The sequence below is a fragment of the Pseudomonas sp. Z2-11 genome (assembly GCF_054161305.1).
Genome location: NZ_CP096395.1, coordinates 1,952,540 through 1,966,736, shown reverse-complemented (window position 1 = coordinate 1,966,736; position 14,197 = coordinate 1,952,540). Strand labels below are relative to the sequence as shown.

Genomic DNA, 14,197 nt, shown 5'->3' with positions numbered 1-14,197 from the left:
AGTTCTAAAGAATTATCTTGTGGTGTGACGCTTCGTGTTTAGCACATGAAAAGAACATTGCACCGGCTGCACCAGCCTTCAGCTGCGCTCCGGCTCATCGGGAAACGGAAGAGAGGATGATTTGTATCGGCAACCGTCAAAACCAGGGAGAATTTTATGAACCTACGCCGGATTTCGTCGGTTGGGACGCTCATGCCTGCCCCATCGACTATTTGAAGAACGCCGCCCGATACCCTGCTGTCAATCTGTTGCCACTCGAACTGCCAGCCTGTTACCCACGTGAAGTCTCGAATCTGATAGTCGCCGGTTACACTTTGGCATTGAGCGAGTTTCCTGTTGGACAGGTCAAAGACAAAAAACAGGGAGTTCGGATAGCCAAGCATCCGAGCACCGTCCAGGCTCAGACCTTCTTTCAGGTTGATGGATGTCACAAGTGCTTTTGCTCGTCGCTTACGCCATATCAAGTACCCTATGGCGAGACAAAAGATAGAAAAAGAAGCCACGAAGAGCTGACGCCCTTCGACTGTAAGCTTATCGGGCGAAAACCGTATCATGCCCCACACAAGTCCTATCGTTACCAGCCCCGATAACCAAGCGGCGGGGATCACTATCTTGTTAGCGAGGCTAACTCCGAGCGTCCTCAAGCAGCTTTCCATGACTGTATCCAATATCACTTAAAGAAGAACTCGCAGGTTATCACTCACAGAGCGCCAGCTCATAGGGCTTGGCCCGCAATGCGTGGGTGCGTGCCTCAACAGGGCTTCGTTTGCTTGGTTGCGACGGGAACCTCACCGTTGGCCGGCTAATTTCTTCAGTCTTCCAGAGCCATCATCCACGTATGCAAATAAGCCCAGAAACTCGGCGAGCTCGCTGGCGAGCTGTTTCTGTTGGTTGACTTTTTTTCCGACGACACGGCGAGCAATTAACAAACGCCCGTTTTCATACTCGACATGAATACTGTAGGACTTGCTAAAAGCCAGGTGGCCGTCGGGTTTGAGCACTATTCGAAGCGGTGTGCGTTTCGTTAGTTGATACCGTCCGAGAAAAGCCACACCAGACGCCTGCACGGCCAGTGGAGCGCGCTCGCTGATATCTCTGCCCAGTTGATATACCCACCACATCACAACCAGGCTTGCGAGGATGATGCCCGGCCATTCCCTCCCCGGTAACGACAGTCCGGTCGCTAAGCTGATACAAAAGATCGCCGTGATCGCCCAAGGTGTCTGGCGAAGCAGTGGAACAAAGAATAAACGACCGATGCCGATCTTCGGCCGGATGATGAAAACCTCGTTGGAGCCAAGTGATGTCATCCGTAATCCTCTGTCGATACCTGGGCACGCGGCCATCTACTCACCGGCCTGAAGAGCGAGTGTATAGCGGATAGACCATATTTAAGTTCATCTGTGATCTCTTCACCCTCACCTCATTCACTCGCACCATAGGGAAAAGGGGCAGTGGAGAAGGGGACGGACTTACCTTTGAAAGAAATTTACGCAGCCACAGAAAGCCGCCCAGCAAATGGTTCCAGTACCGCCCGGCCAGGTAGCTGAGCCTGGGCCGAGGTCAGAAGGATCCATCGCAACTCCATCAGGAAAAGTTGGCCGCTGCAGGCCTGGTCAAACAAGTCAGCTCCAGCAGCGCTCCCAGCTCGGGGCAAAAGGTGTGGTGGAACCGAAAACGAAAAAAACCGGAAAATGCCGAGGCTCATGAATATGTTGAGATGTCTTCAAGCTGAGGCCACGACCCCCGCAGTGAGCAAAACAACTCCCAAATACCAACCCCAGAGGAACACCTTCGCTTGTGAATCTTTCTTCGCATAGACATACACGTAAAAGGGTATGACTAAGCAGAGCATGGCCTGGGGTAACGAATTTTTGATGGCAACGCAGAAAATGACCAGCTGCATAGCAACCATTAAGCCGAGCCCCGACAGGAGCAAGTACATGACCATCCGATTACATCCATTTGAAAATGAGTGGTGAGTGTATCGGCGGCCCAATCAGAAACTAAAAGTCTGATAAGAGGGAAAGGAAGGAAAAGGGAACAGATTTATTTTCTAGCGGCTGCCAGCTCCAAGTGAATCCATTCGATGAGAACTCAGAACACCGGAGCAAAAAAATAAATCCGTCCCTTTTCTTTTTCTATAGAAGAAGTGGTTTCTTAAGAAAGGGCGGATCTCATCTCTTGTCGTGATCCCCGTAGGCATACCCCATCTTCTTGGTCATCTCCTGGCTCTGCCTGTGGTAGATGTCACTCAGCGTCCACCTCAGCCTCCCGTTCTCAGCCTTCAACGTCCCAATCTCCTTTAGTGCACTCCGGTACACGACGATCAGCCCTGCAAGCTCCCTGTGGGCTGCTCTGAGGTTACGGCGTGTCAGCTCCAGGTCTGAACAGAGTATGTCCACTTGATGCTTAAGCATCTCCTCACGGCTAGGTAGCCCAAGCTCAAAACCAGTGTCATCGATCAGATCGTCATGCATTGCCATCACACCAAATACTGTACAAATGAACAGTATCGGTACAACGAAAGACACTCAAGACAAGGAGGATGAACGGTGGTTCGGCGGGAATGAACGGAGAAATCGCCTTACGAAAGCTCGCTAATCCAGCGTTCACATTGCCGATGTGAACGAACCCGATATTTTGTGAACGTTCTGCCTGAATCCGAAGCAACAAAAAAGGGCCCACCTTTCGGTGAGCCCTTCTAGACCGCCCAGCAGAGCGGATTTTGTTTGGTAGGCGCGATTGGACTCGAACCAACGACCCCCACCATGTCAAGGTGGTGCTCTAACCAACTGAGCTACGTGCCTGCTGTGAGGCGGCATTCTACGGAATTCCAAAAGGGTGTCAACACCTTTTTTTCACCTAACCCTATGAATATGCAAAATATTTAATTGCGCCGACGCGACGAAGATTTTGCGCCGGCTGGCGGCGGATTTTTATCTCGGGTAGGATCGGCGCATTCGTAAAAAATATAAAACAGAGGTTCCAGAATGGCGAACACATCCTACCCAGCGTCCTATTACGCCGCATCGGCGAATCCGGCGCCGTCGCGCCCTGCCCTGCAGGATGACGTCGAAACCGATGTCTGCGTCATCGGTGCGGGTTATACGGGGTTGTCTTCTGCATTGTTTCTGCTGGAGCATGGCTTCAAGGTCACGGTTGTCGAGGCGGCCAGGGTCGGCTTTGGCGCCTCGGGTCGTAACGGCGGGCAGATCGTCAACAGCTATAGCCGCGACATTGATGTGATCGAACGCAGTGTCGGCCCTCAGCAGGCGCAGTTACTGGGCAACATGGCGTTCGAGGGTGGCCGGATCATTCGTGAGCGGGTAGCGAAGTATCAGATTCAGTGTGATCTGAAGGACGGCGGTGTGTTCGCCGCTCTCACCGCCAAGCAAATGGGCCATCTGGAGTCGCAGAAGCGTTTATGGGAGCGTTTCGGGCACACCCGGCTGGAACTGCTGGATCAGCGGCGTATTCGCGAGGTGGTGGCTTGCGACGAGTATGTCGGCGGGATGCTGGACATGAGCGGCGGGCATATTCATCCGCTCAACCTGGCTTTGGGCGAAGCGGCGGCGGTCGAGTCGCTGGGCGGGGTGATTTATGAACAGTCGCCGGCGGTGCGCATCGAGCGCGGTGCCAGTCCGGTTGTGCATACCCCGCAGGGCAAGGTCAGGGCCAAGTTCATTATCGTGGCGGGTAATGCTTACCTGGGCAATCTGGTGCCTGAGCTGGCGGCCAAGTCCATGCCTTGCGGTACGCAGGTGGTTGCCACCGAGCCGTTGGGCGATGAGCTGGCTCAACGTCTGCTGCCCCAGGATTATTGCGTCGAAGACTGCAACTACTTGCTCGATTACTACCGGCTGACAGGCGACAAGCGTCTGATCTTCGGTGGCGGCGTGGTGTACGGCGCGCGGGATCCGGCGAATATCGAAGCGATCATCCGGCCGAAGATGCTCAAGGCGTTTCCGCAGCTCAAGGATGTGAAGATCGATTACGCCTGGACCGGAAATTTCCTGCTGACACTGTCGCGTCTTCCGCAGGTCGGACGGCTGGGGGATAACATTTATTATTCCCAGGGCTGCAGTGGCCATGGCGTGACGTATACGCATCTTGCGGGCAAGGTCCTGGCCGAGGCACTGCGAGGTCAGGCGGAGCGTTTTGATGCGTTTGCGGACCTGCCTCACTACCCGTTCCCGGGCGGGCAGTTGTTGCGTACGCCTTTTGCGGCGATGGGGGCTTGGTATTACGGGTTGCGGGATCGGTTGGGGTTCTGAGGCGAGTTCGATGTTTCACCGAAGGGCTGCTTTGCAGCCCAGCGGGAGCAAGCTCCCTCGCCACGGAATACACTGATTGCTTTGGACCAGAAACAAAAAACCCCGGTCTTTCGACCAGGGTCTTTGCTATCGATTGGAAGAAGCTCTTCAGCTTTCTTCTTAGCTTCAAGGCGTTCAGTGGGCCTCGAAGCAGATATGGCGCAGCGGACGGGACTCGAACCCGCGACCCCCGGCGTGACAGGCCGGTATTCTAACCGACTGAACTACCGCTGCGTATCGCTGTGGACTTGCGTCCAGTTAACTCGTCTGATCAAAACCCTAAGGCTTGGATCTCGAACCAGGCGAACCTGCTTCGGAAAATATGGCGCAGCGGACGGGACTCGAACCCGCGACCCCCGGCGTGACAGGCCGGTATTCTAACCGACTGAACTACCGCTGCGCGTCGGTGGAGGCTTTTGACAGCTTCCATCTTGCTTTCGCAAGACTCTCAAGAAACATGGTGGGTGATGACGGGATCGAACCGCCGACATTCTGCTTGTAAGGCAGACGCTCTCCCGGCTGAGCTAATCACCCTTTGCTGCGTTGAGGCCGCGAAATTTACGCAGGTACCGATGCTAAGTCAATAGCAGGATTGAGTTTTTTTCAAAAACAGCTTCGAGCGGCAAGCCTCAAGCTGCAAGTCAGAAGCACCAGCAACCCAATCGCTTGCAGCTTGTCGCTCGCCACTTGCAGCTGCCGTTTATTCGTAGATCATTTTCTTGGTCATGCCACCGTCCACGACAAACTCCTGCCCGGTAACAAAACCGGCGTTGCGCGACAACAGCCACGCCACCATCGCCGCCACGTCCTCCACCGTGCCTACCCTGCCCGCCGGATGCTGGGCATGATCGGCGTCGGTCAATGGCTGCGCACGACGTTGCGAGGGGTCTCGCGCATCGATCCAGCCGGGGCTGACGGCATTGACGCGGATCTCCGGCCCAAGGCTGATCGCCAGGGCATGGGTCAGCGCCAGCAGGCCACCCTTGCTCGCCGCATACGCCTCGGTGTCGGGCTCCGATTGCGCGGCGCGGGTCGAGGCCAGGTTGACGATGGCGCCGTTATGGGCACGCAGGTAAGGCGCGCAGTGCTTGGCCAGCAGCATCGGCCCGCCCAGGTTCACCGCCAGGACCCGGTTCCAGTGAGCCAGGTCGAGGCTTTCCAGGGTGATGTTGTGCGGGTCGGCAATGGCCGCGTTGCACACCAGCGCGTCGAGCCGGCCGAACTGTCCGAGCACCTCGGCGATGCCGGTGGCGACCTGCCCTTCATCCGCCACGTCCATGCCGATGAACCAGGCATTGTCGCCCAGGGCCTTCGCCACTCTGGAGCCGCGCTGGCGGTCCAGGTCGGTCAAGACGACCTGCCAGCCTTCGCAGATCAGCCAGGCGGCAATGCCCAGGCCGATCCCCCGTGCCGCACCCGTTACCAGGGCAACCCGGCCATGAGTACCGCTCGGCGGCGTTGCCAGCTCGATCACAAGGCCGCCAACCCGCGGGCCAGGTCGGCTTGCAGGTCCGCTACGTCTTCCAGGCCGACCGCGACGCGGATCAGGCTGTCACGGATGCCCGCTGCTTCACGCTCTTGCGGCGAGAGACGCCCGTGAGAGGTGGTGCTTGGGTGCGTGATGGTGGTCTTGCTGTCACCCAGGTTCGCGGTGATGGAAATCAACCGCGTGGCATCGATGAAGCGCCAGGCGCCCTCCTTGCCGCCCTTGACTTCGAAACTCACCACCGCGCCAAAACCACGCTGCTGACGCGCCGCCAGGTCATGTTGCGGATGACTCTTGAGGCCGGCGTAATGGACTTTCTCGATGCCGTCCTGCTGTTCCAGCCACTCGGCCAGGACCTGAGCGTTGGCACAATGCGCTTTCATCCGCAGGCCGAGGGTTTCCAGGCCCTTGAGGAAGATCCAGGCGTTGAACGGGCTGAGGGTCGGCCCGGCAGTGCGCAGGAAACCCACCACTTCTTTCATCTGTTCGCCACGACCGGCGACAACGCCGCCCATGCAACGACCCTGACCGTCGATGAATTTGGTGGCCGAATGCACCACCACGTCCGCGCCCAGCTTGAGCGGCTGTTGCAGCGCTGGCGTGCAGAAGCAATTGTCGACCACCAACATGGCGCCTTTGGCGTGGGCTATTTCCGCCAACGCGGCGATATCCACCAACTCCGCGAGCGGGTTGGACGGCGATTCGACGAACAACAGCTTGGTGTTGGCCTTGATCGCCGCATCCCAACCCGACAGATCCGCCAGCGGCACGTAGTCGACTTCGACACCGAAGCGCTTGAAGTACTTTTCGAACAGGCTGATGGTCGAGCCGAAGACGCTGCGCGACACCAGTACATGATCACCAGCGCTGCACAGGCTCATGACCACGGCCATGATCGCAGCCATGCCGGTGGCGGTGGCAACCGCTTGCTCGGCGCCTTCCAGGGCGGCGATGCGCTCCTCGAAAGCCCGCACGGTGGGATTGGTGTAACGCGAATAGACGTTGCCTGGCACTTCACCGGCAAATCGCGCCGCGGCATCGGCAGCGGTGCGGAAGACGTAGCTGGAGGTGAAGAACATCGGATCGCCATGCTCGGCTTCCGGTGTACGGTGCTGGCCCGCGCGAACCGCCAGGGTATCGAACGCTACACCTTCAAGGTCGCTGTCCAGCCGACCGGCATCCCAATCCTGACTCATGCTCCACTCCTTCTATCGCTTGAACGCAAACCGGCCCCTCGGGGCCGGTTCGTTACTCAGTTGTTGTACAGATCGATGATCGCGCTGACCGCCTGGGTCTTGGCCTTGGACGCATCGTTACGGGCGTTCTCGATCCGGTTCAGGTAGACCTCGTCGATATCGCCGGTAACGTACTTGCCGTCGAATACCGCGCAATCGAACTGCTCGATCTTGATCTTGCCGCCACCGACCGCTTCGATCAGGTCCGGCAGGTCCTGGTAGATCAACCAGTCGGCGCCGATCAGGTCGGCCACTTCCTGGGTCGTGCGGTTATGAGCGATCAGCTCGTGGGCACTCGGCATGTCGATGCCGTAGACGTTCGGGTAACGCACGGCCGGGGCCGCGGAGCAGAAATACACGTTCTTGGCGCCGGCTTCGCGGGCCATCTGGATGATCTGCTTGCAAGTGGTGCCGCGCACGATGGAGTCGTCCACCAGCATCACGTTCTTGCCGCGAAATTCCAGCTCGATGGCGTTGAGCTTCTGGCGTACGGACTTTTTCCGCGCGGCCTGGCCCGGCATGATGAAGGTGCGGCCGATGTAGCGGTTCTTCACGAAGCCTTCGCGGAACTTCACGCCCAGGTGGTTGGCCAGTTCCAGGGCCGCGGTGCGGCTGGTGTCCGGAATCGGGATGACCACGTCGATGTCGTGGTCCGGACGCTCGCGCAGGATCTTGTCGGCCAGTTTCTCGCCCATGCGCAGGCGCGCCTTGTAGACCGAGATACCGTCGATGATCGAGTCCGGACGCGCCAGGTAGACGTGTTCGAAGATGCACGGGGTCAGGCTCGGGTTGGTCGCGCACTGGCGGGTGAAAAGCTTGCCGTCTTCAGTGATGTAGACCGCTTCGCCCGGTGCCAGGTCGCGAATCAGGGTGAAGCCGAGCACGTCCAGGGATACGCTCTCGGAGGCGATCATGTACTCGACGCCTTCGTCGGTATGGCGCTGGCCGAACACGATCGGGCGGATGCCATGGGGGTCGCGGAAACCGACGATGCCGTAGCCGGTGATCATCGCCACTACCGAGTAGCCACCGACACAACGGTTATGCACGTCGGTTACGGCGGCGAACACGTCTTCTTCGGTTGGCTGCAGCTTGCCGCGCTGGGCCAGCTCGTGGGCGAACACGTTGAGCATCACTTCCGAGTCGGAACTGGTGTTGACGTGGCGCAGATCGGATTCGTAGATTTCCTTGGCCAACTGCTCGACGTTGGTCAGGTTGCCGTTGTGCGCCAGGGTGATGCCGTACGGCGAGTTGACGTAGAACGGCTGGGCCTCGGCCGAGGTCGAGCTGCCCGCTGTCGGGTAGCGCACATGGCCGATACCCATGTGGCCGACCAGGCGCTGCATGTGACGCTGATGAAACACGTCACGCACCAGTCCATTGTCCTTGCGCAGGAACAACCGGCCGTCATGGCTGGTCACGATACCGGCAGCGTCCTGGCCGCGGTGCTGGAGCACGGTTAGCGCGTCATACAGCGCCTGATTGACGTTCGACTTACCGACGATACCGACGATGCCACACATGCGACGCAACCCCTACTTAATGGATCTGAACTGAACAACACTCACTGCGGCGTTTTGGCCATCGGCAAGAGCTGCTCCTTGAACGGTATTTCAGCGGGTACGCTGATACCGCTGGCAAGCCACTGACTGCTCCAACCCAGGATCAGGTTCTTGGACCAGTCTGCGACCAATAGAAATTGTGGCACGAGCCGGGACTCCTGCCACCACGTATCCTGCTGTACCGGCCCCAGGCTCAACAGCCCGACGGCCACGACCACCAGCAACGCGCCACGCGCCGCGCCGAAGGCCATGCCCAGGAACCGGTCCGTCCCGGAAAGCCCGGTGACGCGAATCAGTTCGCCGATCAGATAATTGATCATTGCGCCAACCAGCAAGGTGGCGATAAACAAGATGGCACAGCCTGCGATGACGCGAGCCGACGGTGTTTCGATGTATCCGGCGAGGTACTGGGACAGCGAGCCACCAAACATCCAGGCCACGACTCCCGCAATGATCCAGGTCAGCAGCGAGAGCGCTTCCTTGACGAAGCCGCGACTCAGACTGATCAATGCAGAGATGGCGACGATTGCAACAATCGCCCAGTCAACCCAGGTAAATGGCACGGTGCAGCCTACAGACGGATAAGGCGGCGCATTTTAGCAGAGCGCAGGGCTGTCGGTAAGCTGCGTGATTCAAATCAGCCAAATGGCGTTCAACCACGCTCCGGCTGGAAGCGCACCACGAAACCCTTGAGGTTTTGCTGGCGATTGAGCAAGTCGCGCAGGCGGTCAGCCTCGGCACGCTCGATCAGCGGACCGACAAACACCCGATTCTTGCCATCGGCGGAACGGATATAGGCGTTATAACCTTGGCTGCGCAGGTTCTTCTGCAGTTTTTCCGCGCTTTCACGGCTGGTCAGGCTGGCCAGTTGCACCGACCAACTGACCGAAAGGCCATTGGCATCGACGCGGCTTTGCGTGGTGTCCGGTTTCGGTGCCGCCGTGATCGGCTGGGTTGGGGCCGGCTTGACTGCCGGCGCCGCTGGAACAGGCGTTGGCGCGGCAGCCGGTTTGCTCGGCGTGGCCGGAGCCGGTGCGGTCGGCGCGGGCGCAATGGGCGCAGAAGGCGCGGCGGGCTCTCCGGCCAACTCCTCGTCACTCGGAACCGGCTCCTGAGGCAATGCTTGCGGCTCGGGCACCGCCACCGGTTCGACCTGCACCGGCGGCACGGCGGGCGCCTGGGGCGCGGCGGGTGCATCGACCGTGACCTGGCGCTGCTCGTCCTGACGGGAAAACAGCATCGGCAGGAAGATCACCGCCAGGGCCACCAACACCAGGGCCCCGACCATGCGCTGCTTGTACGCCTTATCCAGCAATGCCATCTGCAGCTTCCTCCGAGGAACGCCGGGCCAACCATTGAAGGGCCTCGGCTACGCAAAAAAATGATCCGAACAACAGAATCTCGTCGTCGGCCGTCGCCAGGGCGCACTGCCCTTCCAACGCGTCGGCCACACTGGCGTAAGCATCAACCGAAGCGCCACGACCCTGCAAGGCTGCCTGCAACTCGCTGGCCGGACGGGAACGCGGCGAATCCAGCGGAGCGACGGCCCAGTGCTGGACAGTAGCACCCAAGGCATCGACCACGCCATCGAGGTCCTTGTCCGACAGCAGCCCGAACACCGCCAGGCGCTTGCCCGCCACCGGCCGCCGCGCCAGGCGCTCCGCCAGGTACTGGGCGGCATGAGGGTTGTGGCCGACATCAAGCAGCAGGTTGAGACGCTTGCCCTGCCAATCGAACGAACGACGATCAAGACGACCGACGACGCGAGTCGCCTGCAACGCCTGGACAATCCGTCCCGCGTCCCACGGCAGATCCGCGAGCAAATAGGCCTGAAGCGCCAGCGCAGCGTTTTCCATCGGCAGGTCCAGGAGCGGCAGGTCGTGCAGTTCCACCGGATTGCCCTTGGCGTCACTGCCGCGCCATTGCCAGTGCTGCTCGGTCATGGCCAGGTCGAAATCCCGCCCACGCAGAAAAAATCGGCAATCAAGCTCGCGAACCTTGTCGAGCAAGGGCTGCGGTGGGTCAAGGTCGCCACACAGCGCAGGCGCGCCCGGGCGGAAGATGCCGGCCTTCTCGAAGGCCACGGATTCGCGGGTATCGCCCAGGTAGTCGGCATGGTCCACGCCGATACTGGTGACCAGCGCGATGTCCGCATCCACCAGGTTGACCGCGTCCAGCCGCCCGCCCAGGCCGACTTCCAGCACGACCGCATCCAGGCCGGCGCGGGCGAACAGCCAGAACGCTGCCAGGGTGCCCATTTCGAAATACGTCAGGGAGGTCTCGCCCCGCCCGGCTTCCACCGCCGCGAAGGCTTCGCACAGCTCGGCATCAGAGGCTTCGATGCCATTGACCTGCACCCGCTCGTTGTAGCGCAGCAGGTGCGGCGAACTGTAGACACCGACACTCAGGCCCTGGCCCCGCAACAGCGAGGCCAGGAAGGCGCAGGTCGAACCCTTGCCATTGGTGCCGGTAACCGTGATGACCCGGGGCGCCGGCCTGGCCAGTCCCATGCGGGACGCTACCGCTTGCGAGCGCTCCAACCCCATGTCGATGGCGGATGGATGCAACTGCTCAAGGTAGGCAAGCCAGTCGCCCAGGGTACGTTGGGTCATAGGCCAGCAGGCGCCGGCGGAACCACGATTGGTTCGATCGGCGTGGCGACGAACTTCGGCGTCGGCAGGCCCATCAGTTGCGCCAGCAGGTTGCCCAGGCGTGGACGCAGCTCCTGACGGTGAATGATCATGTCGATGGCGCCGTGCTCAAGCAGGAATTCACTGCGCTGGAAACCTTCCGGCAGTTTTTCCCGCACGGTCTGTTCGATCACGCGAGGGCCGGCAAAGCCGATCAGCGCTTTCGGCTCGCCGACGATCACGTCACCGAGCATCGCCAGGCTGGCGGAGACGCCGCCGTAGACCGGGTCGGTCAGTACCGAAATGAACGGAATGCCTTCTTCACGCAGACGCGCCAGCACCGCGGAGGTCTTGGCCATTTGCATCAGCGAGATCAGCGCTTCCTGCATCCGCGCACCGCCGGATGCCGCGAAGCAGATCATCGGGCAACGGTTTTCCAGGGCATGGTTGGCGGCGCGAACGAAGCGCTCGCCGACGATCGCGCCCATGGAACCGCCCATGAAGGAGAACTCGAACGCCGACACCACCACCGGCATGCCCAGCAGGGTACCGCTCATGGACACCAGCGCATCTTTTTCGCCGGTCTGTTTCTGGGCGGCGGTCAGGCGGTCCTTGTATTTCTTGCCGTCGCGGAATTTCAGGCGGTCCACGGGCTCCAGTTCGGCGCCCAGTTCAACACGGCCTTCGGCGTCGAGGAAAATATCGATACGGGCCCGCGCGCCGATGCGCATGTGGTGGTTGCACTTGGGGCAAACGTCCAGGGTCTTTTCCAGCTCGGGGCGGTAAAGCACCGCTTCGCAGGATGGACATTTGTGCCACAGACCTTCAGGCACCGAGCTTTTTTTCACCTCGGAACGCATGATCGAAGGGATCAGTTTGTCTACCAACCAGTTGCTCATGCTTCTTTCTCCAGTACCGGCGGCCCGAACGCTCTGGTTCGCGGCCCCGCGTATGCCCTTGAGCTCAAATTCATTGTGCGGCGAGGGTTGCGGACCGTCGCGGTCAGCGCGAAACATGACCTGCGTCCAGCCCCACCATACCCTGCCATCCCGACAATCGCTGCACGGCGATTGCCACTACGCTATCGGCCCGCCCGGAGGCGGCGCCTGCCTGCTTTGTACAGTGCAGGTATGGACGGCGGCAGTCTGCCAGCCGTCACATTGACTACTGGCTGCTGCGCACAGCGGCCATGAACGCGCGAATCTTTGCCGGATCCTTGAGGCCCTTGGCCTGCTCCACGCCACCACTGACGTCCACCGCATAGGGGCGGACCTGGGCAATGGCTGCCGCCACGTTGTCGGGCGTCAGGCCACCGGCGAGGATGATCGGCTTGGCAAGATCTTGCGGGACCAGCGTCCAGTCGAACGCTTCGCCGGTCCCGCCGGGAACGCCCTCGACGTAGGTGTCCAGCAAGATCCCGCTGGCACCGGCAAAGGCCTCGCAAGCCGCGGCAATGTCGTCGCCGGCCTTGACCCGCAGGGCCTTGATATAAGGGCGATGCCAGCCTTCACAATCGGCTGGCGTCTCGTCGCCATGGAACTGCAACAGCGCCAACGGCACCGCATCGAGTATCTCGCCCAGCTCGCAACGGCTGGCGTTGACGAACAGACCGACCGGCGTCACGAATGGCGGCAAGGCCTGGATGATCGCCCTCGCCTGCTGCACCGTCACCGCCCGCGGACTCTTGGCGTAAAACACCAGCCCGATGGCGTCCGCCCCGGCCTCGGCCGCCGCCAGCGCGTCCTCGACGCGAGTGATCCCGCATATCTTGCTGCGAACGACCGGCATGATGGGGAAAACCTCAGGCAATTCCATGAAAGTCCAGGATGGTAACAAATGCAACGGAAGGCGTCAGCCGTCGAGTTCCGAGAAGCCTGTCAGGAAATGCGGCCCGATGTAACGCTCCGGCAGTTCGAATTCATCGTGATATTCCACCTGCACCAGGTACAGGCCAAACGGATGCGCCGTGACGCCTCCGGAACGACGGATGCGGCTTTCCAGTACTTCCTTGATCCACTCCACCGGTCGCTCGCCTGCGCCGATGGTCATCAGCACGCCGGCGATGTTGCGCACCATGTGATGCAGGAAGGCGCTGGCACGGATGTCGAGCACGATCATCTTGCCGTGACGGGTCACGCGCAAGTGATGCAGCTCCTTGATCGGCGATTTGGCCTGGCATTGACCGGCGCGGAAGGCGCTGAAGTCGTGGACGCCGACCAGATATTGCGCAGCCTCGGCCATGCGTTCGACGTCCAGCGGGCGGTGGTTCCAGGTGATTTCTTCGTTCAGGTGCGCCGGGCGGATCTGGTCGTTGTAGATCACATAGCGATAACGCCGGGCGATGGCCTTGAAGCGTGCATGGAAATGCGCCGGCATGGCCTTGGCCCAACTGACGCTGACATCGTGCGGCAAGTTGATATTGGCGCCCATGACCCAGGCCTTCATCGAGCGCTCGACCTGGGTATCAAAATGCACCACCTGCCCGCACGCATGCACGCCGGCATCGGTACGCCCGGCGCAATGCAGCGACACGGACGAGTCGGCGACTTTGGACAGGGCATTTTCAAGGGTTTCCTGCACCGTCAGGACACCGGAGGCCTGACGCTGCCAGCCGCGATAGCGCGAGCCTTTGTATTCAACGCCCAGGGCGATCCGGAAAAAGCCGTCGGCCGCCATTTCTGCGGCCGGGTTGTCTATGTTTGCCAAGGAATTACAGCCTGCTGAGGTACGCAAAGGCGGGCATTATAAGGCGGGCGGGGCGCGATGCCAGTGCAACCGGTGGTCTGTGCTCAAAGGTCTGGCCCTTGTGGCGAGGGAGCTTGCTCCCGCTGGGCTGCGCAGCAGCCCCTCCCTTGGTGCGTCGGCTATTTTTTGCGAGCGCTGCGCACTCGAGCGGGAGCAAGCTCCCTCGCCACAAGAGCAGCGTCAATCCCCTGCAAACAAAAACGGCAGCCTCACCGGCTGCCGT

At 60.3% G+C, this 14,197-nt stretch carries 13 protein-coding genes, 4 tRNA genes and 1 pseudogene; 1 reads left to right on the top strand and 17 read right to left on the bottom strand.

Annotated features, from left to right (window positions below):
- Positions 1-38: 38 nt before the first annotated feature.
- The 5 genes and pseudogenes from M1E16_RS08855 to M1E16_RS08835 form a co-directional block, all read right to left on the bottom strand.
- Positions 39-554 carry a hypothetical protein gene (locus tag M1E16_RS08855; protein ID WP_434695285.1) on the bottom strand — a complete coding sequence of 172 codons (516 nt, stop codon included), beginning with the start codon at positions 552-554 and terminating at the stop codon, positions 39-41.
- Between the two features lie 234 nt (positions 555-788).
- Positions 789-1,310, bottom strand: a complete 522-nt coding sequence (locus M1E16_RS08850) for a hypothetical protein (RefSeq protein ID WP_434695286.1) — start codon at positions 1,308-1,310, stop codon at positions 789-791.
- 166 nt (positions 1,311-1,476) lie between these two features.
- A pseudogene (locus tag M1E16_RS08845) lies at positions 1,477-1,577 on the bottom strand (chemotaxis protein); the annotation flags it as partial.
- A 600-nt stretch (positions 1,578-2,177) separates the two neighbouring features.
- The gene (locus M1E16_RS08840; protein ID WP_434624908.1) at positions 2,178-2,480 is read right to left on the bottom strand and encodes a hypothetical protein; all 303 of its coding nucleotides are present in this window, start codon (positions 2,478-2,480) and stop codon (positions 2,178-2,180) included.
- A gap of 253 nt (positions 2,481-2,733) precedes the next feature.
- Positions 2,734-2,810, bottom strand: a tRNA-Val gene (locus tag M1E16_RS08835).
- 183 nt (positions 2,811-2,993) lie between these two features.
- Between M1E16_RS08835 and M1E16_RS08830 the strand changes: the two genes are divergently transcribed.
- A complete protein-coding gene (locus M1E16_RS08830) occupies positions 2,994-4,277 on the top strand; it encodes an NAD(P)/FAD-dependent oxidoreductase (RefSeq protein ID WP_458129665.1) in 1,284 nt (427 codons plus the stop codon).
- A 196-nt stretch (positions 4,278-4,473) separates the two neighbouring features.
- On the opposite strand, the gene M1E16_RS08825 is transcribed toward M1E16_RS08830, so the two are convergent.
- The 12 genes from M1E16_RS08825 to truA all read right to left on the bottom strand — a co-directional run bounded on the left by M1E16_RS08825 (position 4,474) and on the right by truA (position 13,905).
- Positions 4,474-4,550: transfer RNA gene (locus M1E16_RS08825), tRNA-Asp, on the bottom strand.
- Positions 4,551-4,639: 89 nt separating this feature from the next.
- Positions 4,640-4,716, bottom strand: a tRNA-Asp gene (locus M1E16_RS08820).
- A gap of 58 nt (positions 4,717-4,774) precedes the next feature.
- Positions 4,775-4,850, bottom strand: a tRNA-Val gene (locus M1E16_RS08815).
- A 166-nt stretch (positions 4,851-5,016) separates the two neighbouring features.
- Positions 5,017-5,790, bottom strand: a complete 774-nt coding sequence (locus tag M1E16_RS08810) for an SDR family oxidoreductase (protein ID WP_305495812.1) — start codon at positions 5,788-5,790, stop codon at positions 5,017-5,019.
- A complete protein-coding gene (locus M1E16_RS08805; protein WP_458129664.1) occupies positions 5,787-6,998 on the bottom strand; it encodes an O-succinylhomoserine sulfhydrylase in 1,212 nt (403 codons plus the stop codon). The genes M1E16_RS08810 and M1E16_RS08805 overlap by 4 nt, the downstream gene beginning before the upstream one ends.
- A 56-nt stretch (positions 6,999-7,054) precedes the next feature.
- Complete coding sequence (gene purF, locus M1E16_RS08800) at positions 7,055-8,560, bottom strand: amidophosphoribosyltransferase (protein WP_434569205.1); 1,506 nt, start codon at positions 8,558-8,560, stop codon at positions 7,055-7,057.
- A gap of 41 nt (positions 8,561-8,601) precedes the next feature.
- Positions 8,602-9,162, bottom strand: coding sequence for a CvpA family protein (locus M1E16_RS08795; RefSeq protein ID WP_039593931.1), 561 nt, complete (start codon positions 9,160-9,162; stop codon positions 8,602-8,604).
- 89 nt (positions 9,163-9,251) lie between these two features.
- A complete protein-coding gene (locus M1E16_RS08790) occupies positions 9,252-9,920 on the bottom strand; it encodes an SPOR domain-containing protein (RefSeq protein ID WP_458129663.1) in 669 nt (222 codons plus the stop codon).
- A complete protein-coding gene (gene folC / locus M1E16_RS08785) occupies positions 9,904-11,211 on the bottom strand; it encodes a bifunctional tetrahydrofolate synthase/dihydrofolate synthase (protein ID WP_458129662.1) in 1,308 nt (435 codons plus the stop codon). Before folC ends, M1E16_RS08790 begins: the two co-directional genes overlap by 17 nt.
- Positions 11,208-12,128, bottom strand: coding sequence for an acetyl-CoA carboxylase, carboxyltransferase subunit beta (gene accD / locus M1E16_RS08780; RefSeq protein ID WP_305495819.1), 921 nt, complete (start codon positions 12,126-12,128; stop codon positions 11,208-11,210). The genes folC and accD overlap by 4 nt, the downstream gene beginning before the upstream one ends.
- 265 nt (positions 12,129-12,393) lie before the next feature.
- Positions 12,394-13,017, bottom strand: a complete 624-nt coding sequence (locus M1E16_RS08775; RefSeq protein WP_458129661.1) for a phosphoribosylanthranilate isomerase — start codon at positions 13,015-13,017, stop codon at positions 12,394-12,396.
- Positions 13,018-13,080: 63 nt separating this feature from the next.
- Positions 13,081-13,905 carry a tRNA pseudouridine(38-40) synthase TruA gene (truA, locus tag M1E16_RS08770; protein ID WP_458130297.1) on the bottom strand — a complete coding sequence of 275 codons (825 nt, stop codon included), beginning with the start codon at positions 13,903-13,905 and terminating at the stop codon, positions 13,081-13,083.
- Positions 13,906-14,197 lie beyond the last annotated feature (292 nt).

Excerpts from the sequence above, each read along its gene's own strand:
- M1E16_RS08775 (WP_458129661.1), bottom strand. The coding sequence starts at position 13,017 with ATGCCGGTCGTTCGCAGCAAGATATGCGGGATCACTCGCGTCGAGGAC.
- M1E16_RS08855 (WP_434695285.1), bottom strand. The coding sequence starts at position 554 with ATGATACGGTTTTCGCCCGATAAGCTTACAGTCGAAGGGCGTCAGCTC.
- M1E16_RS08790 (WP_458129663.1), bottom strand. The coding sequence starts at position 9,920 with ATGGCATTGCTGGATAAGGCGTACAAGCAGCGCATGGTCGGGGCCCTG.
- M1E16_RS08805 (WP_458129664.1), bottom strand. The coding sequence starts at position 6,998 with ATGAGTCAGGATTGGGATGCCGGTCGGCTGGACAGCGACCTTGAAGGT.
- accD (WP_305495819.1), bottom strand. The coding sequence starts at position 12,128 with ATGAGCAACTGGTTGGTAGACAAACTGATCCCTTCGATCATGCGTTCC.
- truA (WP_458130297.1), bottom strand. The coding sequence starts at position 13,905 with ATGGCGGCCGACGGCTTTTTCCGGATCGCCCTGGGCGTTGAATACAAA.
- purF (WP_434569205.1), bottom strand. The coding sequence starts at position 8,560 with ATGTGTGGCATCGTCGGTATCGTCGGTAAGTCGAACGTCAATCAGGCG.
- folC (WP_458129662.1), bottom strand. The coding sequence starts at position 11,211 with ATGACCCAACGTACCCTGGGCGACTGGCTTGCCTACCTTGAGCAGTTG.
- M1E16_RS08830 (WP_458129665.1), top strand. The coding sequence starts at position 2,994 with ATGGCGAACACATCCTACCCAGCGTCCTATTACGCCGCATCGGCGAAT.
- M1E16_RS08840 (WP_434624908.1), bottom strand. The coding sequence starts at position 2,480 with ATGCATGACGATCTGATCGATGACACTGGTTTTGAGCTTGGGCTACCT.
- M1E16_RS08850 (WP_434695286.1), bottom strand. The coding sequence starts at position 1,310 with ATGACATCACTTGGCTCCAACGAGGTTTTCATCATCCGGCCGAAGATC.